Raw genomic sequence first — 26,864 nt, 5'->3', positions numbered from 1 at the left:
TACCGTAATTAATTCTTTTGCAAGAGATAAATCTTAGGGAGTGACTAAATAAAAATATTTTATTTTCTTATGAACATTATATTATATTTTTAATAGTTAAAAATTTAAAGTCTATTGAAGTAGAATATATCAACTAGATATAAGATTGTAGCTTATACTCAAATTTAGGTACAAGCTATGTAAACTTAAATTTTAATTCAAGTTGAATAATATCAACTAAAGATTAAGGTAGTTAAATACTACTTTAGTGTTATTTTTAACTTTTGTAAATGCTTGTCCTATTTGGCAAGAAGTTTTACAATTAAATAAAGAGAAGTTACATTGATAACATCCAATAATGATTTTTATATGAATTACTTATTTATATAATATAACGTGAATTTAATGAATTAAATAGAAAAATTTTGGAAATAAAAAGTTTCATCAAAATATTTTATTGTATAAGCATAATCAAACAAAATAAAACAAATGTAGGTTATTCTTTAGTACAATAGCTATAAATATCTAAGAAATTGTATATAATTTCAAGATAATAAAGGGTTTGTAGGATTATACTTTATTTTTTGCAAAATTAAGAGGAAATATAAAAAATCGTAGAGAAGTATTATTTAGATTGATTAATAAAAACGGTTAATATAAGGAGTAGACTAATGGAAAAAATTCAAGATATAAGAAAATTTTTAAAAGATAATAAGAATATAATTTTTAATAGAAAAATCATAAATCCTAAAAGTCAAAATAAATATTTAAATGGTCATAGTGTTGAATTATTAGTAGAATTAATGAAAGAAAAAAAAGTAGAGAAGTTAATATGTTCAAGTGGTTGGTATTTAAAAGATAATTATGATTATTATAATAGTTATGCTAAAAAGGTGTATAAGACTGGCAATGCTAAGGATTTAGACAGAAAAGGTTACGTCTTTGTTGGACAAAATACATTTTTGAATCCATTCTATGAAAATTACTCAGGGACTACTTCAACTAAAGATAGAGCGAATGAGGAGATAGCAGTAACTTTAGAAAATGATGCATCAGTTAATATTGGAGATTTAATAGATATTAAAGAAATTGAGAATATTGATTATATATCTACACTTGATATGTATGTTAAAAGAATTAATTCGCTACAGGATGATAATTGTAACAGAATAGTTTGGTATAGAGGGCAATCTAATATTAAATATGAATTGATTCCAAGCATTTATAGAAAAGATAAACAAACAAAAAAGTATTTACTTGATTATAAAACGGAGAAAGATTATTTATCTTTCTTTAAGGCACAATCGTTTCCTTTTTTAAAGAATATTCCCCAAAGTGACTGGGAATGGTTAATATTAATGCAACATTATGGATTACAAACACGATTACTAGATTTTACAATAGATCCACTTATAGCTTTAAGCTTTGCACTAAGGACAGATATGCCAGATGATGAATATAATTGTAGTAATAATGCTGTAGTATGGATATTTGACCCATATAATTATAATAAGGAAAGCATAAACCAAGATGCCAGTATTGTAAATTTAGTTACACTAGATGATCAGCAGACGCTTTTATATGGAGTGGGAGATAAACCATCTAGAATCTCAGAACCTCTGGCTTGTATTGGAACTTTGAATAATAGCAGAATAGTGTCACAAAAAGGAACATTTTTATTATTCCCTAGGCTGCCAATTGAACGAGTAAGACCATTCGAAAAAATATGCGATGATAAAGCAATATTGCAGAAATTAATAATACCGTCTTCAAAAATTGAAAATATGAGAAGACAATTAAAAAATATGGGATATAATAATACTAAATTATTTCCAGGATTAGATTCACTAGCAAAAGATATATTATATAATTATAGAAAAACTAAACTTATAGAGAATGAATTACTTTAGCTTTTTATTATTTACGTATGTGTAAAAATAGTATATTTAAAAACAAGTAAATCAGAATAAAATTTGAACTTAATGATTATTATTTTAATAATATAAAAAATATATTAGTTGAGAAAAGTGTGTTCTAATAATATATCTTAAGTGATTTGTTTGCCCTAAATTATAGAGCGAACAAATCGTTTAACCTATCTACAGCTTTTATTTTTTGTCTTAGAAGAACATGAGTATAAACATTAGCAGTTGTTGAAATATCATCACGCTTTAAACCCCTTTTGTAACTTCTCGTTATATTTTTGGCATCAGTAGGTTCACCAATAGCATTTGGAAATATCAAATCATTATCTACATATATATCTCCCGCTTTTAACTTCTCTTCTGCCTGTCTTATCTTGTGCCTTTTTAGTTCTGTAGCTATGGCAGATGGTATAGGAATAGTTCTTTTACTATTTTTGGTCTTTGGTTCCTGGACAATTAATTCTGTTTTATTTTTGGAATTATCTCTATTTATTAATTGCACTCTCTTAAAAGTCCTCTGTACTTTCAGCTCGTTTTCTTCAAAATTTATATCTGACCATCTTAAGGCTAATATTTCACCCTGCCTTAATCCAGTTCCAAGTGCAAGCATAAACAGAGCTCTGTTTCTATGGCTGGATAAAGATTTTATAAACTTCTTTTCTTCCTCAACAGTAAATATTTGAATTTCTTTAGATCTTGAAAATACAATTGAAATTATAATAAAACAGGCAAGCAATATCTTTGATAATAATATAGCTTAAGAAATGTGGTTTTAATTAAAAAGTGTGAATTTTAGAGGCCATTTTAGAAATAAAAATAGTGCATATACTGAGAACAGGAAATTGTGGATAAATGGTAAAGTTTTAATTTAAATTAGAATTATAAATAAAAGAAACTTTTTAGGGAAAGTAAGGAAAATATGAAAAACTTTATAGTATAATAAAAGTATTACTTAATAATAGGTAATACCTTTATTAGAAGTACAAGATATATCATGAATAATAAAAATGATTGACGTAGAAGTTTTTAGTTATGTAAGGAAATAAATAAGTATTAAGAATTAACATAACTTTCATGTGTTAAGTTGCTTCAAAGTGGTTAGTATTACGTATGAAGTTATAAGAATATTGATAATAGCAATAATGTTTTAAATAAGGTGATGAAATTAGAATGAATAAAGATTCAAAAGAAAGGATATTGAGATTATTTCAATTTTTAAAACAGTACAATAATATTAAAAACCCAATAATTACAGATATCTTAGGTGAAGAATGGTATAAATGGTTAGATGATTTACCGCAGCATGAAACTATAGTAAATAATATTTATTCATTACAGGATGATGAAGTGGAAGAAATACTAAAAGTAAAAAGACCTGTTTTAAAAGAATGCCCTAAACTACCAGTAGAAATTAAGGATTGGGTAGAAAAAGGCTGGGAGAATATTAATGGCCAAGTAAAAATAAGAAAAGAAATAAAATTAGTAAATGAATTTAGCAATCAAAATGAAGATAATGAAAATAAATATATAATTAAGAAATTTCAAGATGATAAACGTAGGATTGATATATTCAATCAATGGGAAAGACAAAGAGAACAATGGCTTAAACAAGAGATACCAGCAAGAGCTGTAGATGATCTATTTAATATACTATATGAATTGTACTCAAACATAAAAAAGAATTCAGAATCATTGGAATTAATTTTAGGTGATGGATTGTTGCTATATAAAAAAGATGTTTTTATTAATCACCCTATACTTTTGCAGTATGTAAAATTGGAATTTGATGCAAACGTCCCGGAATTTAAATTAATTCCATCAGATAAGGGAACAGAAATTTATAGAAGCCTCTTTTATAATATAGAAGATATAAATAATGAATTATTAAAAGGAATATACAATGATTTTGAAGAAAATAATTATTCACCAATCGAATTAAAAAATACAAGTTCATTCTTAAATAGAATTGCTAATGCGTTGTCAGCAAAAGGAAAGTTTTTTGCATCAAAATCAGAAGTTAATGATGATTGGGAAAATCCTCAGATTTATAGAAGACCAGTATTATTTTTAAGAAAAAGAAATTTAGGCTTTGGTATTGCTATAGACTCAATAATTGAAGATATAAAAAATGTAGAAAATATGCCTTCATTTTTAGAGGAAGTAGTAGGGTGCATTGAAGAAAATTCCTTAACTGATGAAAATTCAAATGCTATGTTAAATCTAAATCCAAATGGGATAGATGAAGATATACTATTAACTAAGCCAGCAAATTCAGAGCAACTAGCTGTTGCAAAATACTTTGAAAGTAACAGTGCAGTATTAGTGCAAGGCCCTCCAGGGACTGGAAAAACCCACACTATAGCAAATATGATTGGGCATTTATTATCACAAGGCAAAAGTATATTAGTAACAAGTTATAGTGAAAAGGCTCTTTCGGTATTAAAGGGTAAAGTAGCCCATAATCTACAATCACTTTGTTTGAGTTTATTGTCAACAACTGAAGGCAGGCAAGAGATGGAAAAAACATTGGATGGGATAAATGAAAATAGATCTAGGTTGAATCCAATAACTTTGGCAAAAGAGGTAGAATTATTACAAAAGACAAGGAAAGAATATCTAACTAAATTAGATGATTTAAAATCAAAGCTAAAAAATGCAAGACTGAATGAATACAGACCAATAGTTATAAGTGGAGAGGAATATAAACCTTTAGATGCAGCTAAATTTATTAATGAATATAAAGATACACATAATTGGATTCCAACGCCAGTTAAGCTAGGAGCTGGACTTTCACTAACAGAAGAAGAAATAGTAGAATTATATGAAACGAATAAAATAGTTTCAAAGGAGGAAGAGCAAGAATATGATTATGAGCTCCCGAAACTAGAAGAGTTAAAAAGCCCAATAGATTTTCAAAATTTAATATATAATAAAAGTAAATTTTCAGAGGAAAAATTAAAAAAATATGAGGATTGTTGGAATAGTAGAGATATTAATTATACAATTGAAGATTTAAAATCTATGATAATTGATTTAAATACGGCTTTAGAACATATCAATCTAGATAGTGAATGGACACTCGCTACTATTGAAGCTTCAAAGGAGGAAACTATTAAACAAAGTTGGGTCAATTTAATTAATGAGGTCAATGACGTTTATAAAATGAAATTAGAGATCTCAGAAGAGATTTTAGAGTATAATCCAGAATTTGAGCCTGTTGACGATAAAATTGATGTACGAAAGCAGCTAGAGTTAATAGTGAATAAATTAGATGCTGGAGGAAAGATAACTAAATTAAATTTAATGTTTAATTCGGACATGAAAACAACAATTAACTCATGTAGAATTAATGGCAGTATTCCAAAACATGATAATGAATATAAAGCCTTATTAAAATATTATGATTTAATTAAAGCAAGAAAACAACTTGCAAATAGGTGGAATAGACAAATTGCTTGTTTGGGTGCTGATAATATTAATAAAATGGGCAAAGATTTTGAAGTTGTTTGTAAAAAGTATTGTACTTTAATTAAAGAAAATCTTTCATGGTATGAAAATTATTGGAACCCAATAATATCAAAGTTAAAGTCTATGGATTTTAATTTAAATCAAATTGATCACAGAATAGATTTGTCTAATGATAAATATAGTAGGTTAAGGAATATAAAAAGCAAGTTAGGAGTAAAGCTCATAGATATACTTAATTCAGAGATATATAGATTGGAATATTTCAAGTACCTTAAGATGAAAGAATCAATCGTAAAATTAGTAAATCAATATTCAACAAAGCAGGATAGTAAAATTATTGCTGGATTACAAGAAGCTTTAATAAATGAAGATCTGGAAATGTATAAAAAGTATTATGAGGCTCTAGTGAAGCTGAATGGGTTATCAAAGTATATAGAACGAAGAAGATATTTACTAAATAAGCTTAGTAAGATTGCCCCTGCATGGGCTAAAGAAATAGAAAATAGAGATTCAATTCATAGGGAAAGTAAGCCACCTAAAGGAGTAAAAGAAGCTTGGCTATTTGTTCAGTTTAACGAGGAATTAAAAGAGAGAAATAGTCAATCAATTGAAGCCATTCAAAATGATATGATTGAACTTGAAGATAATATAAAGCAAAACACAGCAGAGTTAGCCTTTAAAAAAGCATGGCAAGCTAAACTTGAAGAATTTCAAAATAATAAAAGGCAAGTGCAATATATTGAAGGGTGGAGACAGTTAATTAGAAAAATCGGAAGTGGAAAAGGGAAGAGAGCTGCAATTTATAAAGCAGAGGCTAGAAAATTAATGCCAAATTGCCAAAGTGCAGTTCCAGTTTGGATAATGCCTTTAAGTAAGGTAGTTGAGAATTTTAATCCAAGTGAAAATAAGTTTGATGTAGTAATAATAGATGAAGCAAGTCAAGCAGATGTTATGGCTTTAGTTGCACTTTATTTAGGCAAAAAGGTAATAATAGTTGGTGATAACGAGCAGGTAAGTCCATTATCTATTGGAGAAAAAACTGAGGATATAGATAGGTTAATTAGAGAGTATCTATATGATATTCCAAATGATAAATTATATTGTGGAAAATTTTCTATATATGATCTAGCTCAAGCATCTGGATATCAACCAATACGATTAAAAGAGCATTTTAGGTGTGTGCCAGAAATAATTCAATATTCAAATATATTGTCATACAATCGCCAAATAAAACCACTAAGAGATGACAGTGAAGTAACAACAAAACCAGCTACAGTAACATATAGAGTTGAAGGAGCAACAAGTCATAATAAAATAAATGAAAAGGAAGCTAAAACTATAGTATCATTAATATTGGCTTGCTCAGAAAATGAAGAATATAAAGACAAAACCATTGGAGTTATTACACTAAGAGGAGATAAGCAAGCTGTTTTAGTAGATAGATTATTACAAAAGAAAATGAATCCACTAGAATACAGAAAAAGAGAAGTACTATGTGGTAATTCTGCCAATTTTCAAGGTGATGAAAGGGATATCATCTTTCTATCTATGGTTGATACTAATGAAGGAGAGGGACCGCTTAGAAGGAATGGATATGGTAATGATGATTTATACAAAAAGAGATATAATGTAGCAGTAAGTCGTGCAAGAGATCAAATATGGTTAGTACACTCAATTGATTCTGAAAATGATCTAAAGCCAGGTGACATTAGAAAAGAATTAATAGATTACTTGAAGAATCCTCATTCAAAGGATATTGAATATGATACACTTTCAAAAGAGGCAGAATCTGAATTTGAAAAGGAAGTAATGAGATATCTAATAGACGGAGGGTATAAGATAGTGCCACAATGGCATGTAGGTTCATTTAGAATTGATATGGTTGCAATTTATAATGATAAAAAAATTGCTATAGAGTGTGATGGTGAAAAGTGGCATGGAGAAGAAAAATTTGAAGAGGATATGATTAGACAATCTATACTTGAACGATTGGGATGGAGATTTATTAGAATTAGAGGCAGTAAATTTTATAGAGATAAAATACAAACTATGAAAGGTGTTTGTGATAAGCTCAATAACAATGGAATATATCCAACTAGTTCTGAAGCGACAAGTAAAAATTTAGGTCATAGTTCGTTAGTTGATAGAGTTAAATCTATGGCAGAAGTAATAAGGACTCAATGGGAGAAAGAAGAGGTTTAGGCTAACTACTTAAAATAGATTATTATATGAATATAGAGAGCAAGCGCTAGTTTGATTACTGGTGCTTATTTTCGTTTCTGAAACAAGTGGTAGAGATGTGAATGCTGGAAAGGTTTAAACTGGTAATATATGTACTTGTATTATATGGTAAGAGTTATAATATAAAAAATTTTTTCATAATATATTTTGAATAAAGTTTTAGGGGATAAGTAGTGAAAAATAGAAATTTAATTGTTAATGAGGATAATAAAATATATGTTTTAGAAAAGTATGATAAAAGCTATGAGGCAGAGGCAGTAATTAATTTGTTTGCTACATTAATTAAAGCTCCAGAAGGGATGCATACCTATCAATTAGATGAATATTCTTTGTGGTCTGCAGCAGCTATAGGATTCAGATCAAGTGACATAATTGATAAAATACAAGGCGTTAGTAAAAATATTGTACCTGAGAAGGTTATAAGATATATAGAGAAAATCGTAAAAGAATTTTGGACTATAAGATTATATGTGGGCGATAACTTAACAGTAGAAATAAATAATATAGAAATAATGAATAGATTAGTAAAGTCTGAAACGTTAACTAAATTATTAGTAAATAAAGTTAGCAATAAAATTCTTTTGTTTAATATAGAAAATCTAAGAGAGTTAAAGGAAGAAATAATAAGGTTAAATATTTTTATTGAAGAAATTAATGGTGATTATAAATGGATGAACTTAGATTATAGAGTTAATGTAGAATTATATAAATATCAGGAAAATGCTTTGAATAGAATATTTGATAAAAATAACAACTTTTCATCTGTAAGAGGGGTAATAACAATGCCACCTGGTGCTGGAAAAACGATTATAGGATTAAAAGTTATTGAAAAGCTAAAAGTAAAAACTTTAATTTTAGTTAAGGATGAGCATAGCTATAAAAATTGGGTTCAACAAATTAGTGAATGGACAAACCTCTCACAGGATAATATTTCTTATCAGGTAGAAAAGAACCTTTTTATGAGTATATTTACATATGATAAAGCTGTAAGAAAATTGAATAATGCACAGTTTCAGAGAAAGTGGGGATTAATAATATATGACGATGCAAGAACATTGGCAACACCTACACATAAATATACAGCATTTATTTCATCAAAATATAAAATAGCAATGGATTCATTATTAGATAGATCTAGCAATGAAATGAGAATTTATAAGGTAATTGGACCAAAGCTTTTTAACATTACTATCAGTGAAATGGAGAAGGTATATGGACAAATACCAGTTGAATGTAAATTTGTTAAAGTATTACCGCACTATTGGGAAATTAATGATCAAGATAAAAAAATTCATGCCGCAGCAAAAAACTTAAATAAGATTAATGCAGCAAGAAAAATAATTGATAAATATAAGAATGTTGTATTTGTTTCTTCTTTTAAAGATGTAGCAAATAAGTTTTCAGATGAATTAAAAAATATAAAAGCTATTGATGGTGACACAGATATAGAGAAACGAGAAGAAGTAATAAAAGATTTTAATAATAAACTCATAAATAAAATAGTAGTTACCGAGATAATTGAAAATTTAAATGTAGAGGATATAGATACATTAGTAGCAATTTCTTTTAGAGGAGTATCCATTAGAGATGAGTATATAAGAATAGGAAAGATAAAAAGTAGTAATAAGTTGTTTAGTGCAAAAGTTGGATACTATTATGCTCTTGTTACTAAAGATACAGTAGAAGAGAGTAAATATAGAGAAGTAATGAAAGAAATGATAAAACATGGGTATAGATATAGTATTCTAAATTTGTAAAGGATGGTGATATATAGTGAAACTTCATGAATATTTATCCCAATTAGATATAAGAGCTATAGAGATTATTGGCAATAATTTAGAAGTTATAGATAATTATGATATGAAAGAAAAGTTTTCAAAATCATATATGATTAAGCTAATAGTAAATGATAGATTATTAAACGCTAATTATTTATATAAATTGTTAGATAATAAGGCAAAGGTAGAATTCGATTATGAAGTGTTAGAAAATATTAAGAAAATTACATTTGGGATAAATGTTAAAAATCAAAATAATATAGATCAACTTGCAAAATGTGGATTAATATTTGATGGACAACATATACCAGAGGACTTAAGAAAACTATTGATTAATAGATACAGAAAAGAGTTGGTAGTAAATCTTAAAAATCCAGTTATATATAATAAACATACCCCTTTTCTAAAGTTAATTTTATTTGTAAGTAGAATTTACTATAATGAAAAGGTACTTATAAATACTGGAAAACTATATAATTACAATTATAAAAAAATAATTATTAGCTATTTGCTTTCAAAGAATTTAATAACCTATGTTGAAAATAAATATATAACTTTAAATATAAATAATTATGACAGTTGGATTAAAGGAAAAAAAGGAATAATCAATGAATTTTATAGTTATTTTTTTAAAAGCAAGAGTAAACTAAAAGTTAAGGAATTATTTTATAGATTAATGTCTATTCAAGTTAATATAGAAGAATGGATTGATGTTAAGAAAATCAAATGGCTGTTGAAAGAATATACAGAAGAAGTTTCCTTTGCACTTGAAATTGGATTAATAATAAAATGTAAAGAAGATGAAGAATATATCCAGCTTAGTAATGAAGTATGGAACATGTTTAGTAAAGATACTTTTGATAAATACAATAACGAAGAAATTGTTATTACTCCAGATTCTGAAGTATTTATCTCATATAAAGATGATCCATTATTTATTTTGATGATGAGTCAGTTTGGAAAATTAAAAAATGAAATTAGTAATGATGATTATTTTTTAGTTTTTGATATATCTGTTAGCTCTGTTAAAAGTTCACAAATAGGTGATTATACATATAAAAAGTTTTTGCGGAATTTAAAAACAAGATGTAATAATATTCCGGATTTGGTGTGTGAACAATTGATAGAAGTAAATAAAAAAACGGTTAGTGAGAATTAAAATAAAAATAATAAATGAAAAGACTAGATTAAATGCTTAAAGATGAAGAAATTAGTTGGAATTTTAGATATTTCTTAATTTGACTAAATAATTAATTGTGTAAAATCTGGAGTTATATTGAACTTATTTGTTTTAAATAAAATTCTCTAAATTTAAAAATATTACAAATAACCCCAAGTAATCGGGGAAGAATAGTACTATTAACTAATAAACCTACTAAGAAATAAGCAAAAGCTATAAATGTTATAATATTATTAACCATAGACATCACTCCATGAATACCAAGTATTTTTACGTGTCCCATTGTCGCCTGGTATTTCATCAAAATTGATTCTAGGGTCAGACAATTTTATTATATCATATATGATAATAAGATTCTAAAAATTTTTGAATACTATAAAATCTTGGATTTACAGCTTAGCTAGTCCAAGAAAATGTCCGCACCCCCGGTTCAAAATTGTCCTATTTTTTATAGAGCGAACAAATCATTTAACCTATCTACAGCTTTTATTTTTTGTCTTGGAAGAACGTGAGTATAAACATTAGCAGTCGTCGAAATATCAGCGTGACCTAAAAGTTCCTGAACTGTTTTCAGAGGAATATCTGCCTCAAACAATCTTGTAGCATAAGTATGCCTCATAGCATGAAAATTTTTATATGAAATATCAGCACGCTTTAAAGCCCTTTTGTAACTTCTGGTTATATTCTTGGCATCAGTAGGTTCACCAATAGCATTAGGAAATACCAAATCATTATCTACATATATATCTCCCGCTTTTAACTTCTCTTCTGCCTGCCTTATCTTGTGCCTTTTTAGTTCTGCAGCTATGGTAGATGGTATAGGAATAGTTCTTTTACTATTTTTGGTTTTCGGTTCCTGGACAATTAATTCTGTTTTATTCTTGGAATTATCTCTATTTATTAATTGAACTCTCTTAAAAGTCCTCTGGACTTTCAGCTCATTTTCTTCAAAATTTATATCTGACCATCTTAAGGCTAATATTTCACCCTGCCTTAATCCAGTTCCAAGTGCAAGCATAAACAGAGCTCTGTTTCTATGGCTGGACAAAGATTTTATAAACTTTTTTTCTTCCTCAACAGTAAATATTTGAATTTCTTTTTTAGGCGGTAACTTTGGTAAAGTAACACTGTTACATGGATTGATAATAATGTAATGCTCTTTGACAGCTTGATTTAAACCAGTTTTAAGTAATTTATTCAAATTTTTAATTACGTTAGGTGTTTTATGCTTTTCCTGTATAAGTATATTGTAATAAGCCTGTAAATTTGCGGTTTTTAAATCTTTAAGTTTTTTCAATCCAATAGGTGAATTTAATATATAAATTTTATATATTCCGCAGTATCTTTCAAGAGTAGAAGGTCTTAAATCATTGATTCTGTATTCATAAAGCCATATTTTAATCCACTCTTGTAGGGTTATCTTCTCATCGCAGGGAAGAAGCCCTGCAGCGGATTTATTCATATACTCATTTTTCTTTTTTATAGTCTCCAGTTTTGTCTTTCCGTAAAACTGCTTTCGTACAAGCTTTCCGGTATCATCGTGTCCTATAGTAATTGTAGTTCTCCATCCCTTTAGAACTCCATCTTTATAATATTTTTGTACGGAGCCTTCACCATTTGCTTTTTTAGAGGGCATATATTACACCTTCCTTCCATATGTAATTATGGCTGCTGTTTGACTGTGTATTTTGATGAATTTAGTGCATCATCAACCAGATCTGTAAAAGCTTTTTTTAAGTGCTTTGAAAAATAATTTTTATTAAACTCATTTCCATTAGTATATTCTAAAATCTCATTTTTAAGCTTTATTTTGGACTGTTCATCACAGAATAAAACGAGGTTTTCAAGTTTATCTATTATTGAATCAAGCCCAACTTTTGTAATAAATTTAAGCCTGTTTATATCTTTAAGTTTATCCCTGGAGATAGAATCCATATATTTAACATCATCAAGGGAACTTTCAGTGTTGTAGTATAAAACTTTATTCTCTATTTCATCATAAAAACTTTTCAGTATATCTACAGCTTTAGTTATGAGATATAGAAAATCTAAGTTTATTTCATACTGCTTTTTCTCATTATCAAAATTTGTGAAAATATCAGAAGTATAATTTGAGAGCAAAAAATACACTGCCTTTTTCATATTGTTAGGATAATTTTTTATGAGCTTTTGAATATTTTGCTTTGAAAGATATTTAGAAAAATACTCAAAGTTAATTTCATCTATACTTACAGAGTCAGTTTTACCAAGCAGGTAATCCGTTGGAACGTCAAAATACTGTGCTATTTTTATAAGCATTCCAATTGATGGATCTCTACCGTTTTCCCAGTAAGATATAGTTTGCGTATATATTTTAGAATTATTATTTAAATCTGTATTGAGTTTATTGAGTTCATCTGCAAGTTCCTTTTGAGTCAGACCTTTAGATTCGCGAAGCTGTTTAAGCCTATCTTTAAATTCCATTTTGTACTCCCCCTATGGACATAGTATATCATAAAATCATTAAATTTATAAATATGTAGTTCATAAAATTATTGACAATCATTAAAATAATGATAGAATTAAATTATAAAATCAATAAAATAATAAAAAATATTATCATTGTGAGGGGGAATGGATGATTATATGTTGTATAAATTGAAAGCTAAGAGAGTTGAAAAGGGCATAAAGCAGGGGATACTTTCAAAACAACTTGGTATAACGCCTCAATATTTAGGAAGAATAGAGAAGGGTGAAGTTGAACCCAGGAGGGACTTGATGAAGAAAATAGCAGAACTTTTGGGTGAAGACGTGAAAGAACTATTTTTTTAATAAAATTAATTAAGCCTGGAGGGATTTAAATGGAAGAATATAAAACAGCCGACAGGATGAGACATGATAAGAAAAAAGTGATGACAGTATCACAATTTATGGAGGAATACTGTGTGGGCCATAATAAAGCATATGAGTTAATACATTGCAAGGGTTTTCCTGTGGTTTTCTGCGGAAGAAAAGCACTTATCATAAGAAATAAAGTTGATGAATGGTTTCTAGGACATTTAGGTGAGAGATTCTGATACGGATGTTTCTTTATAGTTTATAGGTGACGGATAGAATGCTTTTAGTCAGAATATTGAAAACAATACAGAAATATCTTACAATTAAATTAAAAGGAATAATGCTATATTATGTCACCAAATATAATTACATGAAATGGCATTTAATAATTTTTAGGTGGTAAGTATGGGGGTAAATTATAAACTTAAGTCTCTTAGAATTAAAAATAATATAACTGAGAAAGAGATTGCATATATGCTTCACATGAGTATATCTGCATACAGCCGTAAAGAAATAGGAAGCAGGAATTTCACTATTGGAGAGGCCGGAAAACTTGCTAGATTTTTTAATACTACGATAGAGGACATTTTTTTGTGATAGTTACTTTTATCTTATAATATGGGGGGATCTATATGATTAAAGAAAGGCTCAATGAACTTCCACCGCTTATAACTGTAAAAGAAATGGCACAGGTACTTAGGATAGAAAGAAGTACTGCTAACGAAATTATTTACAGGGAAAACTTTACTATAATTATGCTTAAATCCAGGAGGACAAGAATAATTAAAGAGGAATTGATTAACTGGCTTGAAAATAATACAGCCAAATATAAATTTAATGGGTAGAATGGGTATTATTAATTTTTAGGAGGTTATTATAATGGCTAAGTACAGGCAGCTCCATACTGATTTCTGGAATGACGGATTTGTTTTAGATTTAACTCCCGAGGAAAAGTTCTTTTACATATACTTGATGACTAACTCGAACACTACCCAGTGTGGTATTTATGAGCTTCCTAAGCGAATTATAGAAACTCAGACTGGTTACAATAGAGAAACAGTGGACAAACTGCTTCTCAGATTTCAGGAGTATAAAAAAATATTTTACCTAAATGAAACAAAAGAAATAATGATTTTAAACTGGATTAAATACAATAAACCCAATAATTTAAATGCTGTAAAATGTGTCAATAGAGAACTTAAAAATGTTAAAAACAAAGAATTTGTCTCACTATTTTATAAACAGTGTCTTAATGAACAACTGGATATTGAAAGTATTTTTGATGGAATAGAGATAGAGAATTCTTCTGATTCTGAAAATGAAGCTGCTAAGGATTTAAAAGAGCCCTTTACAAGCCCCTTGGAAGGGGCTTGTAAGGAGCCTATAAGTAAGGAAGTAATAAGTAATAAGCAAAAAATAATAAATAATAAGCAAGAAGTAAGGAGTAATAAGAGTGCAGATGAAGCGGTACCTTTTGACACCTACAGTATTGTGCTGTCATTTTTTGAAGAGAACATACATCCTGCAGGAGAAGCTGAGAGAGATAAACTGCGTATGTGGAGTGGTGTTATGGACTGCGATGTGATTATCCTTGCGGTTGAGGAGGCTTTAAAGTACAATGCCAGGAATATAAACTATGTGGGTAGAATACTGCAGAGCTGGAGAAAGAAAGGCTTGAAGACTGCCAATGATGTTAAGGAGTATAAGAATATACATGATCAAAGGGGAAAGTGCAGGCAGTATGATTTTAAGGAGCTTGAGAGGCAGCTGCTTGGATGGGGCGATGGATAATTTATACTTTTTGGTGCACTTTTGTATTAAGTGGTGCTATTATGGTGTTAAAGGCTGATTTAGTATATAAAAATGTCCATACAAATAGCAATTTGTGGGGGGATAGGATTGTTATGAGTTTAAAATATGTTAAAGCAAAAAAAGAAGATGCAGATATGTTAATAGAAATTTATAATGCTTCGTTCTATGATGATTATATTAAATACGGAGAATGTCCTGCTTATGGTAAGACAAGAGAAAGCATGGAAGCATCTATTGAGAAATTTCCCAAACTTATTATACATTATGATGATAACCCTGTTGGAGTTATTTCTGTTGAAAATAAGGGGAAAGGAGAGTATTATCTCGGGTGTCTTTGTGTGATTCCCAAATATCAAAGTAAAGGTCTTGGTACGCAAGCAGTTAAATATATGCTGGATTACTATAAAGGCTGGAATAAAATAACATTGATAACACCTATGGACAAAGAGCAAAATATAAATTTCTATACAAAGAAGTGTGGATTTACGATAGATGGTACAGATATGGATGGAAATGTAAAAGTAGCACATTTTATAATGGAAAGATAAATTCCAATTTAAGGGTGAGCCCTATAAATAGTAATTTGTTTATAGGAGAACTGAAAGGAGAAATGATTTGAATAAAGTACAGAAAACTGCTTATGAATTAATACAAGCAGACGCAAGGTTTTTATATACATTAACTGATATTTCAAAAAATGCTCAAAATATTAATAGTAATTATATTTTTATGAGCCTACCTTATATCGGACTTTTTACAGAAGGTGCAGAGCAGTGGTGCAAAAAAGTTGGATTAAATGCTCCTTGCTTTAATCCAACTGAGAAAGTATTTTATACGCAATTAAGACAGAGACACAAGCTTTTTGAAAAAAGCTATGAAGATTATGCTACTTTGCTTTTTAAAAAGTTCACAGAAAGCGAAAATTACTTTTATAACATACGTAGCTTATATGAAAAGATTTTTGGATATTACAATGTAGGTACTGATTTGTGTAATGGTGAGTTTTGTGGCAACACAATTTTATGTTCAATGTATACTCCTATAAAATTATTAAGCAATGAAGATGTGGGACCATGGATAAGAGATATGAGTATAGTTGCTGGAAAGTTAGTAGCTTATTTGGGTTGTAATGAGTTTCCCATATATAGATATAATGATAATATTATTGTTAAATGTAAAGATTACCATTTTTATAAAAACTCACCGCTTAAGATGAACGACGATTTTGGATTTCTGCTTTTCTCTATACTTTGCAGTATTAATTATGCAATAGAGTTTATTGAAAATTATTTTATAGATGAGATTCCTCAAAAGTTTAAATATGCATATTTACAGTATTATTATCTTTGTGATTTCATTAAAGAGGTGAATACTCAAAAGAATACTGATTTTTATATAGATGACTGTTTATTTGATAGAAAATTTCGTAACTGTCTCGCTCATTATGGTTTGGGTCAGTATATAAGAGAGACTGAGATCATTTCAGATGATATACTAAAAGGATTAACAAATAAAGCCTTTGGAAAAGACTATCTAACTACAAAAGCGGAACTTTATGAAATTCTAAGAAGTTTAACTAAGCAAATAAAACAAATTATTTTAGAATAATATGTAAAAATATCTATTGTTAGTCTATAGTTTAAGTATTATAATCAAATAAACAAATTCCAATTTAATGATGTGAAATAAATGAGCATAGAAGTAATTTGCAATAGAAGGAGTATACGGAAGTATAAATCTAAAGAAATATCAATAAATATTCTTAATAAAATGTTAGGTGCTGCAAGAACTGGTTGGAGCTGTAGCACCTGGATATCCTGATGAAAAACTAAATCTAAGACAGAGAGAAATACCGGATATCATTATTGAATATAGACTTTAAAAATTAATATTTTCAATTATGTCAAAAAATAATAAACACCGCCTTTTTACCTGCATAATTAAGGAAAAAAGGCGGTGTTTATTATAGAAGAACTGCTCAAATCAGCCAGATCAGGCAACGAAAAATCCATGAATAAAATCCTTGAAAAGTTTATCTACTTCATAACCAAAAATACAGGAAAATATAGAATATCTTCATATGGCTTTGAAGACTTATTTCAATGATTAGTATGTATTGTAAAATTTATAGTATAATAAAAATATGTAAGAGTTATGGAGAGTATATCCATAAAATTGATAACTATTAGAAAAAATTTGTACATAATGTAAAATTTATAGATTTATAAAGATAATTACTTTGGAATAGAAATCATGGTGTTTGTTTCTTTAAGTGAAGTTTAATTTTCAGGCATTGAAGAAGTAATTTTTGAGCGGAATAAAGGTCCAATGATAATGCTTAATTGGTGAGTTAATCAATGATTAGATAGATATGAAAAAGTATAATTAGGAAGAGATGATATAGAGTTGACGAGAAAATTATATCATTATTGCAGTTTAGAAACTTTTATTTCAATAATATCGAATAAATGTATTAGATTATCAGATCTAAGCAAGTCAAATGATTATATGGAAAGAAAATGGATAATAAGTATCATTGAAGAAGCGCTGGATAAATCACTTAAAGATGAAGGTATAATAATTGATCTTAGAGAAAACTACTGGTATGAAGACGGTATTAATAATCATATTGAATATTTATTGAGTATGTTGAAAGATAGAGTTATGGAATCAAGTTATATTGCTTGCTTTTCGAGAAAAGGTGACTTACTAAGTCAGTGGAGAGCATATGGAGATGATGGTAAAGGAGTGTCAATTGGTTTTGACCCGAAATTATTGAGAAAAGTTAACAGTAACAAGAATGATATTTATATAGAAGATATATTATATGATAAGGATGAACAAATTGAAGATATTCGACTTGCTGTTAATGGCGCCGTAACATATATGAAGAACTTATTTCATGATGATGCTGTAAGAGTAAGTGATGATTTTAATAAGTATTTTATTGAAGAATTTGATGCTTTTTGTGAAGTAATTTGTGATGAACTGGAAATTTCAAGCTGTTATATGAAGAATCCAGCATTTAAAGAGGAGGATGAAGTAAGAATATTTTATGTGCCGTTAATTAGTGAGGATAATCATCTAGCTATTCAAGAAGAACTTAGTAAAACAAGAAGATTTAATAATTATGTTTTAAAACCAATAGATTTTCATGCAAGAAATGATCAAATTATAGGCTATGCTGATCTTTCATTTGAAAAATTAGTTCAAAAAAATATTATATCTGAAGTAATAATAGGGCCAAGCTCTAGAGTTAACAAGAATGATATTTGTTACTTATTATCTAAGTTTGGGTATAATTCAGATGATATATTAATAAATGAATCACAAGCTTCATATAGGCTTAGATAATTATATTACTGTATAATAGGGGGACATGTTATGAGTAATTTCGAATTCTTAAAGAAAAGATGGCCTATACTTGAAAATTTAGGTAGGCTAGCAGAGAGAAATCTTTACATAGATTCAAATACTACATTTATGAAATGTGGTATGTTTGGAGAAATTATTGTTAAATATATGTTTTCTATAGAACACATTGATGAGACACCAATAGTTTACAATAACAATCATAATAATAGAATTAAATTACTAAAGAAAGAAGATTTAATTCCAGAGGATATTGATACTATACTTAACATGTTAAGAATAAAAAGAAATTATGCTGCACATGAATGGTATGAGAATGTTGAAAAAGCAAAAGTTCAATTAGAATTAACTTATAAATTAGCTGTATGGTTTATGCAAACTTATGGAGATTGGGACTTTGAACCTAAACCTTTTGTAATGCCTGAAAAAAATCAGTATGGTGAAGATATTAGTGATATAGCAAAAGAATATGAAAAAAAGTATAAAGACTTAGAAGCAGAACTTAATGTATTAAAAGCAAAAGAAAAAGACAAAGAAGAGTTAGAAAAACGCAGGGAGCAGGGTAAAAAGGCTAGCAGAAAAATTGAGTTAAATGAAGCGGAAACTAGAAGGATAATAGATGCTCAGCTTCGGGGAGCTGGCTGGGAAGCTGATACTACAACTCTTAGATACTCAAAAGGGACAAGACCTGAAAAAGGAAGGAACTTAGCTATTTCAGAATGGCCTACATATTCAAAAGAAAAGGGTCATGGTGCGGTAGATTATGCTTTATTTATTGGTAAAAAGTTAGTGGGATTTATAGAAGCTAAAAAGTATTCTAAGGATGTTGCAGGTACTATAGTAGAGGCTAAGGTTTATGCAAAAGGTGTAAAAGAGGAACATAGTGATTATGTAATTTCTAATTGGCGTAATTATAAAGTACCTTTTTTATTTTCTGCTAATGGAAGAAAGTATATTAAAGAGATTAAGGACAAAAGTGGAGTGCATTTCTTGGATTGCAGAAATTCTAAAAATAATGCTAAGGTTCTTCAAGGCTGGTATTCCCCAGAGAAACTTCAAAATATGCTTAATGAAAATTTAGATGACGCCAATAAAAACTTAAATAAATTAGGCTTTGATTTCTTGCAAAATGAGGATGGCTTAGAGCTTAGATACTATCAGGTGGAAGCTATAAAGGCAGTGGAAAAAGCAATTATTGAAGGAAAAGAAACTGCATTAGTAACAATGGCTACAGGAACAGGAAAAACACGTACAGTATTAGGACTTATATACAGATTACTTAAAACTAATAGATTTAAAAGAATTCTTTTCTTAGTTGATAGGACATCATTAGGAAATCAGGCATTAGATACCTTTAAAGAAATTAAAATTGAGGACTTAAAAACTTTAAATCAAATCTATAATATTAATGGATTAGATGAAAAAATCATCGATAAAGAAACTGAAGTGCATGTAGCTACAGTACAAGCTATGGTTAAAAGAATTATATACAATGAAGATGAAACAAATGTACCTTCTGTAGGTGATTATGATTGTATTATAATTGATGAGGCTCATAGAGGATACACTTTAGATAAAGAGATGAGTGAAGAAGAAGCTGAATGGAGAGATAGTCGGGATTTTTTAAGTAAATATAAGAAAATCATTGAGTATTTTGATGCCTTTAAAGTTGCACTTACTGCAACACCAGCACTTCACACAACAATGATATTTGGAAAACCAGTGTACAATTATACTTATAGACAGGCTGTTATTGATGGATATCTTGTGGATCATGAACCTCCTCTTATTATAGAAACTGAGCTTACAAGGGATGGCATTCATTATAATAAAGGTGACAAGGTAGCAAAATATAATAAATTTACTGGTGAACTTATAAATGGAGCGGAAATAGAAGATGATATTGATTTTGAAATAGATCAATTTAATAGAAAAATAATTGTGGAGTCACATACAAGAGCTGCATTAGAAGAAGTTACAAAGTATATTGATCCAGAAAATGATGAAGGAAAAACATTAATATTTGCTGCAAGCGATGCTCATGCTGATATGATTGTTAGATTGTTAAAGGAAATTTATAAGGAAACAATGGGCGGCGTAGATGATGATTCTATTCTTAAAATAACAGGATCAATTAAAAATGTAGATCTTGAAATAAAGAAGTTTAAAAATGAAGAATATCCAAAGGTAGTAGTTACAGTAGATTTATTGTCAACAGGAATTGATGTGCCTAGAATTGATAAAATAGTATTTTTAAGAAGGGTTAAATCAAGAATACTTTATGAGCAAATGCTTGGCAGGGCAACCAGAATATGTGATAGCATTAATAAAACTCATTTTGAAATATTTGATTGCGTACGATTATACGAAGCTCTTGAGGATGTAACTAATATGAAACCAGTTGCAGCAAATGAGAATACAAGTTTTAAAATATTAAGGGAAACTTTAGAGAGAACTGAAAACACTGATGAGAAGCAAGTAGCAGTAGAAAAAGTAATAGCAAAACTTCAAAGGAAAAAGAAGCTTATAGATGGAAATCAAAGATTAATATTTAAAAGCCTTTGTAATGATAAGACACCTGAAGAGTTTATAAAAAGTCTTAGAGAATCGGATATAGATACTGCTGCTGGTGAAATAATAGAAAATAACGCATTAATTGAATATTTAGATGAAAAGTATAGAAATGATAAAATAGTAATTGTTTCAGATAAAGAAGATAGGGTAGTGTCACATACAAGGGGATATGGTAAAGGTAAGAAACCAGAAGATTATATTGATGAGTTTAGAAAGTATATTGAAGAAAATAAAAATACTATTCAGGCTTTAGAAGTTGTATGCACAAGACCAGAAGATTTAACGAAGAAGTCATTAAAGCAGCTCAAAGCCATATTAGATAACAATGGGTTCAATGAGGAATATTTAAATACTGCCTGGAAGGACTTGAAAAATGAAGATATTGTAGCAGATATCATAGCATTTATAAGGCAGCAAGCTTTAGGCAGTCCCTTAGAATCTAATGAGGAGAGAGTTAAAAGAGCTATTAAAAGAATAAAGAGAGAATATTATTTGACAAAACCTCAAGAAAACTGGATTAATAGAATAGAAAAAGTTATGCTAAAGGAAGTAGTAATAGATACAGAAACATTAAATACTGGAAGCTTCAAATCTCAAGGTGGTGGATTTGATAGACTCAATAAAAAGTTGTTTAATGGCAAATTAGGAGAGATAATAAAAAAATTAAAAAAATATATGTTCTACAATAAGGAGATTAGCTAGATAATGAATACACAGGAAATAGTAAGCAAACTTTGGAACCTTTGTAACGTACTAAGAGATGATGGAATAACTTATCATCAATATGTAACAGAATTAACATATATTCTTTTCTTAAAGATGGCAAAGGAAACAGGTACAGAGGATAAATTGCCAGAAGGTTATAGATGGGATGATTTAAAAGTTTATAGAGGAATGGAACTTAAGAAATTTTATAATAAATTATTAAATTATCTTGGAGAAAAGACTACTGGGATAGTGCAAAAAATATATCAGGGATCTGCAACAAATATAGAAGAACCAAAAAATCTAGAAAAAATAATTAAAACTATAGATGGATTAGATTGGTATTCAGCAAAAGAAGAAGGACTTGGAAACTTATATGAAGGATTACTTGAAAAAAATGCATCTGAGAAAAAATCTGGTGCAGGACAATACTTTACTCCAAGAGTATTAATTAATGTTATGGTGGAACTTATTGATCCAAAACCAGGTGAAAAATGCAATGACCCTGCAGCAGGAACTTTTGGATTTATGATTGCTGCAGATCGTTACATGAAACAGAAAACAGATAACTATTTTGATTTAGGTACAGAACTTCAAGAGTTTCAGAGAACTAAGGCTTTTTCTGGATGTGAATTAGTTCACGAAACACATAGATTAGCCCTTATGAATGCTATGCTTCATGATATAGAAGGAAACATAATCCTCGGAGATACTTTAACAAATACAGGAAAGCAGATGAAAGACTTAAATGTTGTGCTTTCAAACCCTCCATTTGGAACTAAAAGAGGTGGTGAAAGAGCAACAAGAGATGATTTAACTTACATGACTTCAAATAAACAATTAAACTTCTTGCAGCACATATATCGAAGTTTAAAAGCAGATGGAAAAGCAAGAGCAGCTGTGGTATTACCAGATAATGTACTATTTGATCATGGTGATGGAGCGAAGATTCGCGCGGATTTAATGGATAAATGTAATCTACATACAATATTACGTTTACCTACTGGTATTTTCTATGCTAAAGGAGTTAAAACAAATGTGCTTTTCTTTACTAGAGGTACTAGTGATAAAGACAATACTAAAAAAGTTTGGATATATGATTTGCGTACCAATATGCCTAGCTTTGGAAAGACAAATCCTCTAAAGAAAGAGCATTTTGAAAACTTTATAAAGGCTTATACTGCCAAGGATAGAACAAAGGTGCAAGATGAACGTTTTTCGGTGTTTACTAGAGAAGAAATAAAAGAGAAGAATGATAGTCTTGACTTAGGTTTAATTCGTGATGAAAGTGTACTAGACTATGAAGACCTACAAGATCCAATTGAAAGTGGTGAAGAAATAACTTCACAACTTGAAGAGGCAATGGATTTAATCCAAACTGTTGTAAAGGAACTAAAGATCATAGGTGGTGACAGGTAATGGCAAGGGCAAAGAAGAAAAAGTTGTCACTAGAGGAACTTTTGGAAGAAGCTATTGTTAAGAAAGAAGATAGACCTTATGAGGTGCCGGAAAATTGGGTGTGGACAAAATTAGGTAATATTATAAAGGTATCTTCAGGTAAATCACTTACATCTAAAAAGATGATATCTGAAGGCACTATACCTGTTTATGGTGGAAATGGAGTAACAGGATATCATAATGATTTTAATGTTGAAGCACCTATTATTGTAATTGGAAGAGTTGGCTTTTACTGTGGCTCAGTACACTTTATAAAAGAAAATGCATGGGTAACAGATAATGCATTGATTGTTTTTTTCTCAAAAGATAAGATAGATATTAATTTTTTGTATTGGCTTTTATCTACTATAAATCTAAGAAAAAATGACAGTTCCACCGCTCAGCCAGTTATATCAGGAAGTAAAATTTATAAATTGGAATTCCCTCTTCCTCCTCTTCCAGAGCAACAGCGAATTGTAGAAGTCATTGAATCATTATTTGTGAAGTTAGATGCAGCAAAGGAGCTGGTGCAAAATGCTTTGGACTCCTTTGAAAATAGGAAGGCTGCCATTCTTCATAAAGCTTTCACAGGAGAATTGACGGCTAAGTGGAGAGAAGAGAAGGGGGTTAGTTTAGATGCTTGGGAGAATAAAAAGTTAGGAGAAATTGCTAAATTTATTGGCGGAGGAACGCCATCTAAATCAGTATATGATTATTGGAATGGAGAAATAAAATGGGCTAGTGTAAAAGATATTAAAGGTGATTATATTTATAGTACATTAGATTATATTACTGAAGAAGGGTTAAATAATAGTTCATCAAATTTATGTGAAATAGACGACTTAATATTAGTTACACGTATATCACCAGGTAAAACTGTAATTGCAAAGGATAGAATTGCAATTAATCAGGATTTAAAAATTATTAAAACTTATATAAATGCTTTATTTTTGCATTATTATTTTGTTTTTTATGAACAGGAAATAGTCTCTAAATCAAGTGGATCTACAGTTTTGGGGGTAAGATTAGAAACATTAAAAGAAATTAAGATTTGTATTCCGTCAATAGAAGAGCAACAAGAAATCGTTCGTATTCTAGAAGATCTTCTAGGTAATGAACAGCGTGCCAAAGAACTTTGTGATGTTATAGAAAAAATAGATTTAATGAAAAAAGCTATTCTTGCAAGAGCCTTCCGCGGAGAACTTGGAACTAATAATCCAGAGGAAGAAAGTGCTGTTGAATTGTTAAAAGAAGTTTTAAAAGAAAAGCTTTAATAAAAAAACAAAAACTAAAAGGCCACTGACTAATTATAAGTCAGTGGATTTTTAGTTTTTAAAATCAAAAGGAATATTAATTGAAAAATGAAACTGAATAATATAAACTTAATATAATAATATGGATTAAATGTCATTATTATATAAAAAATATATATTATAATGTAAATAATTATTAATGACTTTTAATTAAAACAATTGATATAATTACAGCATAAGAAGGTTATAAAAATGTGGATTAAGATAGATAACCAGTGGAGGTTAGGTTATGAATGAAAAAGAATTACTTGAATTAATACAGGATGATGAAAATGCCGAGCTTGAGTGTAAAAAATCAGAAAAAAACTTACCTAACGACTTATGGAAAACTTATTCAGCCTTTGCTAATACAAATGGTGGTATTATTTTACTTGGAATAGAGCAAAAAGGTTATAATTTTTTCGTAAGAGGTGTTCAAGAAGTCGGAAAAATATTAAGAGATTTTTGGAGCATAATAAATAATATAAATAAAATAAGTTCAAATATTTTAAGAGACAGCGATGCAGAAGTAATAGAAGTAGATGGAAAAAAAGTAATAAAAATATTTATTCCAAGGGCACATAGAAGGCAAAGACCTATTTATTTAGGATCTAATCCAATTACAGGAACATATAGGCGTAATTATGATGGTGATTATAAATGTTCAGAAGATGAAGTAAAAAGGATGCTAGCAGATCAATCCGATTTTTCACAAGATGAAAAGATATTAAGAAATTATACTTTGAAAGATATAAATAAAGAATCATATGAAAGATACAGAAAGAGGTTTAGTATATTAAAGCCAACACATCCGTGGATTAATTTAGATGATAAAGAATTTCTCTTAAGAATAGGTGGCTGGGGAAAAGACAGAGAAAATAATGTTGAAGGATTGACAATTGCTGGATTGTTAATGTTCGGAAATGAATGGGAGATTACTAAAGAAGTACCGGATTATTTCCTTGATTATAGAGAAAAAGGTAATAGTGAAGATAATGTGAGATGGAATGATAGGGTTACATCTCAAGATGGAACTTGGAGCGGAAATATTTTTGACTTCTATTTTAAAATTATAAATAAATTAACGGAGGATATTAATATTCCCTTTAGACTTAAAGGAATTGTTAGGAAAGATGATACATCAGTTCATGAGGCATTTCGTGAGGCACTTGCCAATGCACTAATACATGCTGATTACTACGGTAAACAAGGCATAGTGATTGAAAGGTATGGAAACTACTTTAAATTTTCAAATCCAGGTGAACTTAGAATTTCTGTTAAACAGGCAATTCGAGGTGGTATTAGTGATCCAAGAAATAAAAATATTTTTAAAATGTTTTCTTTGATTGGTATTGGTGAGAGAGCAGGATCTGGCATTGAAAATATATATAAAGTTTGGAATGAACAAAGCTGGAGAAAACCTGAAATTATAGAAAAGGTTCAGCCGGATAGAACTATAATGATACTTAGGACTATTTCTTTATTACCAGAGCAAAGTATTTTAGTTTTAAAAAATACATTAGGAGAAAATTTAAAAAGTTTATCTAAAGATGAAGTAGTAGCTCTTGTTGCAGCACTTGAAGAAGGTCAAATAACTAATACTAGACTTCAGATATTAATAAATAAAAACTCTATTGAGGTAAATAAAATATTAAGCTCATTAATAGATAAAAAATTATTAAAAACGGAAGGGCAGCGAAGAGGCACAATATATTTATTATCTAATATGTTTAATCACAGCAGTTATTTAAATGAGAACTCCATAAATAGTGAAATGAACTCCATAAATAAGGAGATTAACTCCATAAATAAGGAGGCTAACTCCATAAATAACAGCGATAACTCCATAAATAATAATGAAGATATACAAAAAAAATTAGTTAACATAGCAAAAAAAATAGAAAATAAAAAGAGAGTAAATTTAAGTCTTATGGAGGATATTATATTAGAATTATGTGAAGTTAAACCTATGAAATTAAGTGAATTGGCAAAATTATTGAATAGAAATGATGTAGGTCTTAGAAGTAATTATTTAAATAAATTAGTTAAACAAAATAAATTAAAACTTTTATACCCAGGACAAATTAATCATCCTAAACAGGCATATGTAACAGATAAGTCAGAAGATTAGGAGAGTATAATTTATTTAATGGTGGACTTTAAAAATCAATATTTTCCATTATGTCAAAAAATGGTCAATCACTGCCCTTTTACCTGTATAATCAAATAAAAAGGCGGTGGTTACCATAGAAGAGCTTGTTAGAAAAGCCAAATCCGGCGACAA

Annotated in this window: 19 protein-coding genes; 16 read left to right on the top strand and 3 right to left on the bottom strand. The window is 28.9% G+C overall.

All coding sequences use genetic code 11. The features are described from left to right. Positions 1 to 650: 650 nt before the first annotated feature. Positions 651 to 1,889 carry an FRG domain-containing protein gene (locus tag CLRAG_RS18040; RefSeq protein WP_065079679.1) on the top strand — a complete coding sequence of 413 codons (1,239 nt, stop codon included), beginning with the start codon at positions 651 to 653 and terminating at the stop codon, positions 1,887 to 1,889. Positions 1,890 to 2,049: 160 nt separating this feature from the next. Here CLRAG_RS18040 and CLRAG_RS18035 read toward each other — a convergent pair whose 3' ends face one another. Then, positions 2,050 to 2,640, bottom strand: a complete 591-nt coding sequence (locus tag CLRAG_RS18035) for a site-specific integrase (RefSeq protein ID WP_065079678.1) — start codon at positions 2,638 to 2,640, stop codon at positions 2,050 to 2,052. Positions 2,641 to 3,074: 434 nt separating this feature from the next. On the opposite strand from CLRAG_RS18035, the gene CLRAG_RS18030 reads away from it, so the two are divergent. From CLRAG_RS18030 to CLRAG_RS18020, 3 genes are all read left to right on the top strand, one after another. After that, positions 3,075 to 7,574 carry an AAA domain-containing protein gene (locus tag CLRAG_RS18030; protein ID WP_065079677.1) on the top strand — a complete coding sequence of 1,500 codons (4,500 nt, stop codon included), beginning with the start codon at positions 3,075 to 3,077 and terminating at the stop codon, positions 7,572 to 7,574. A gap of 212 nt (positions 7,575 to 7,786) precedes the next feature. Beyond that, positions 7,787 to 9,370, top strand: coding sequence for a helicase-associated domain-containing protein (locus tag CLRAG_RS18025; protein WP_065079676.1), 1,584 nt, complete (start codon positions 7,787 to 7,789; stop codon positions 9,368 to 9,370). A gap of 16 nt (positions 9,371 to 9,386) precedes the next feature. Beyond that, on the top strand, positions 9,387 to 10,550 hold the full coding sequence (locus CLRAG_RS18020; RefSeq protein ID WP_065079675.1) for a hypothetical protein: 1,164 nt from the start codon (positions 9,387 to 9,389) through the stop codon (positions 10,548 to 10,550). Positions 10,551 to 11,019: 469 nt separating this feature from the next. Here the strand turns inward: CLRAG_RS18020 and CLRAG_RS18015 are convergent, their stop codons facing one another. Both CLRAG_RS18015 and CLRAG_RS18010 read right to left on the bottom strand, forming a co-directional pair. Next, positions 11,020 to 12,207 (bottom strand): tyrosine-type recombinase/integrase, encoded by a 1,188-nt coding sequence (locus CLRAG_RS18015; RefSeq protein WP_065079674.1) that lies wholly within the window; start codon positions 12,205 to 12,207, stop codon positions 11,020 to 11,022. Between the two features lie 26 nt (positions 12,208 to 12,233). Further along, a complete protein-coding gene (locus CLRAG_RS18010; RefSeq protein WP_065079673.1) occupies positions 12,234 to 13,034 on the bottom strand; it encodes a helix-turn-helix domain-containing protein in 801 nt (266 codons plus the stop codon). 150 nt (positions 13,035 to 13,184) lie between these two features. Here CLRAG_RS18010 and CLRAG_RS18005 point away from each other — a divergent pair, with 150 nt between their 5' ends. From CLRAG_RS18005 to CLRAG_RS17950, 12 genes are all read left to right on the top strand, one after another. Continuing rightward, on the top strand, positions 13,185 to 13,382 hold the full coding sequence (locus CLRAG_RS18005) for a helix-turn-helix transcriptional regulator (RefSeq protein WP_242866906.1): 198 nt from the start codon (positions 13,185 to 13,187) through the stop codon (positions 13,380 to 13,382). A 29-nt stretch (positions 13,383 to 13,411) separates the two neighbouring features. Further along, positions 13,412 to 13,627, top strand: a complete 216-nt coding sequence (locus tag CLRAG_RS18000; RefSeq protein WP_063600895.1) for a hypothetical protein — start codon at positions 13,412 to 13,414, stop codon at positions 13,625 to 13,627. 166 nt (positions 13,628 to 13,793) lie between these two features. Beyond that, entirely contained in the window at positions 13,794 to 13,985 is a 192-nt protein-coding gene (locus tag CLRAG_RS17995) for a helix-turn-helix transcriptional regulator (RefSeq protein ID WP_065079672.1), read from the top strand. Between the two features lie 35 nt (positions 13,986 to 14,020). Beyond that, positions 14,021 to 14,233, top strand: a complete 213-nt coding sequence (locus CLRAG_RS17990) for a helix-turn-helix domain-containing protein (protein WP_023162391.1) — start codon at positions 14,021 to 14,023, stop codon at positions 14,231 to 14,233. Between the two features lie 34 nt (positions 14,234 to 14,267). Further along, positions 14,268 to 15,179 carry a DnaD domain-containing protein gene (locus tag CLRAG_RS17985; protein ID WP_065079671.1) on the top strand — a complete coding sequence of 304 codons (912 nt, stop codon included), beginning with the start codon at positions 14,268 to 14,270 and terminating at the stop codon, positions 15,177 to 15,179. A 113-nt stretch (positions 15,180 to 15,292) separates the two neighbouring features. Next, entirely contained in the window at positions 15,293 to 15,748 is a 456-nt protein-coding gene (locus tag CLRAG_RS17980; protein ID WP_065079784.1) for a GNAT family N-acetyltransferase, read from the top strand. 67 nt (positions 15,749 to 15,815) lie between these two features. Continuing rightward, a complete protein-coding gene (locus CLRAG_RS17975; protein ID WP_065079670.1) occupies positions 15,816 to 16,808 on the top strand; it encodes a hypothetical protein in 993 nt (330 codons plus the stop codon). A 798-nt stretch (positions 16,809 to 17,606) separates the two neighbouring features. Beyond that, a complete protein-coding gene (locus tag CLRAG_RS17970; RefSeq protein ID WP_065079669.1) occupies positions 17,607 to 18,554 on the top strand; it encodes a DUF2971 domain-containing protein in 948 nt (315 codons plus the stop codon). A 30-nt stretch (positions 18,555 to 18,584) separates the two neighbouring features. Next, complete coding sequence (gene hsdR, locus CLRAG_RS17965; protein ID WP_065079668.1) at positions 18,585 to 21,848, top strand: type I restriction-modification system endonuclease; 3,264 nt, start codon at positions 18,585 to 18,587, stop codon at positions 21,846 to 21,848. A 3-nt stretch (positions 21,849 to 21,851) separates the two neighbouring features. After that, a complete protein-coding gene (locus CLRAG_RS17960) occupies positions 21,852 to 23,270 on the top strand; it encodes a class I SAM-dependent DNA methyltransferase (RefSeq protein WP_065079667.1) in 1,419 nt (472 codons plus the stop codon). Further along, entirely contained in the window at positions 23,270 to 24,562 is a 1,293-nt protein-coding gene (locus tag CLRAG_RS17955; protein WP_065079666.1) for a restriction endonuclease subunit S, read from the top strand. Before CLRAG_RS17960 ends, CLRAG_RS17955 begins: the two co-directional genes overlap by 1 nt. A 268-nt stretch (positions 24,563 to 24,830) precedes the next feature. Next, complete coding sequence (locus tag CLRAG_RS17950; RefSeq protein WP_065079665.1) at positions 24,831 to 26,711, top strand: RNA-binding domain-containing protein; 1,881 nt, start codon at positions 24,831 to 24,833, stop codon at positions 26,709 to 26,711. The last annotated feature ends 153 nt before the right edge of the window (positions 26,712 to 26,864 follow it).

The organism is Clostridium ragsdalei P11 (assembly GCF_001675165.1).
Classification (GTDB): domain Bacteria; phylum Bacillota; class Clostridia; order Clostridiales; family Clostridiaceae; genus Clostridium_B; species Clostridium_B ragsdalei.
This window is presented reverse-complemented; position numbering and strand designations above follow the sequence as displayed.

Coding starts and splice junctions, on each gene's coding strand:
- CLRAG_RS18040 (WP_065079679.1), top strand. CDS start 651: ATGGAAAAAATTCAAGATATAAGAAAATTTTTAAAAGATAATAAGAAT.
- CLRAG_RS18030 (WP_065079677.1), top strand. CDS start 3,075: ATGAATAAAGATTCAAAAGAAAGGATATTGAGATTATTTCAATTTTTA.
- CLRAG_RS18015 (WP_065079674.1), bottom strand. CDS start 12,207: ATGCCCTCTAAAAAAGCAAATGGTGAAGGCTCCGTACAAAAATATTAT.
- CLRAG_RS18010 (WP_065079673.1), bottom strand. CDS start 13,034: ATGGAATTTAAAGATAGGCTTAAACAGCTTCGCGAATCTAAAGGTCTG.
- CLRAG_RS18005 (WP_242866906.1), top strand. CDS start 13,185: ATGGATGATTATATGTTGTATAAATTGAAAGCTAAGAGAGTTGAAAAG.
- CLRAG_RS18000 (WP_063600895.1), top strand. CDS start 13,412: ATGGAAGAATATAAAACAGCCGACAGGATGAGACATGATAAGAAAAAA.
- CLRAG_RS17995 (WP_065079672.1), top strand. CDS start 13,794: ATGGGGGTAAATTATAAACTTAAGTCTCTTAGAATTAAAAATAATATA.
- CLRAG_RS17990 (WP_023162391.1), top strand. CDS start 14,021: ATGATTAAAGAAAGGCTCAATGAACTTCCACCGCTTATAACTGTAAAA.
- CLRAG_RS17985 (WP_065079671.1), top strand. CDS start 14,268: ATGGCTAAGTACAGGCAGCTCCATACTGATTTCTGGAATGACGGATTT.
- CLRAG_RS17980 (WP_065079784.1), top strand. CDS start 15,293: ATGAGTTTAAAATATGTTAAAGCAAAAAAAGAAGATGCAGATATGTTA.
- hsdR (WP_065079668.1), top strand. CDS start 18,585: ATGAGTAATTTCGAATTCTTAAAGAAAAGATGGCCTATACTTGAAAAT.
- CLRAG_RS17960 (WP_065079667.1), top strand. CDS start 21,852: ATGAATACACAGGAAATAGTAAGCAAACTTTGGAACCTTTGTAACGTA.
- CLRAG_RS17955 (WP_065079666.1), top strand. CDS start 23,270: ATGGCAAGGGCAAAGAAGAAAAAGTTGTCACTAGAGGAACTTTTGGAA.
- CLRAG_RS17950 (WP_065079665.1), top strand. CDS start 24,831: ATGAATGAAAAAGAATTACTTGAATTAATACAGGATGATGAAAATGCC.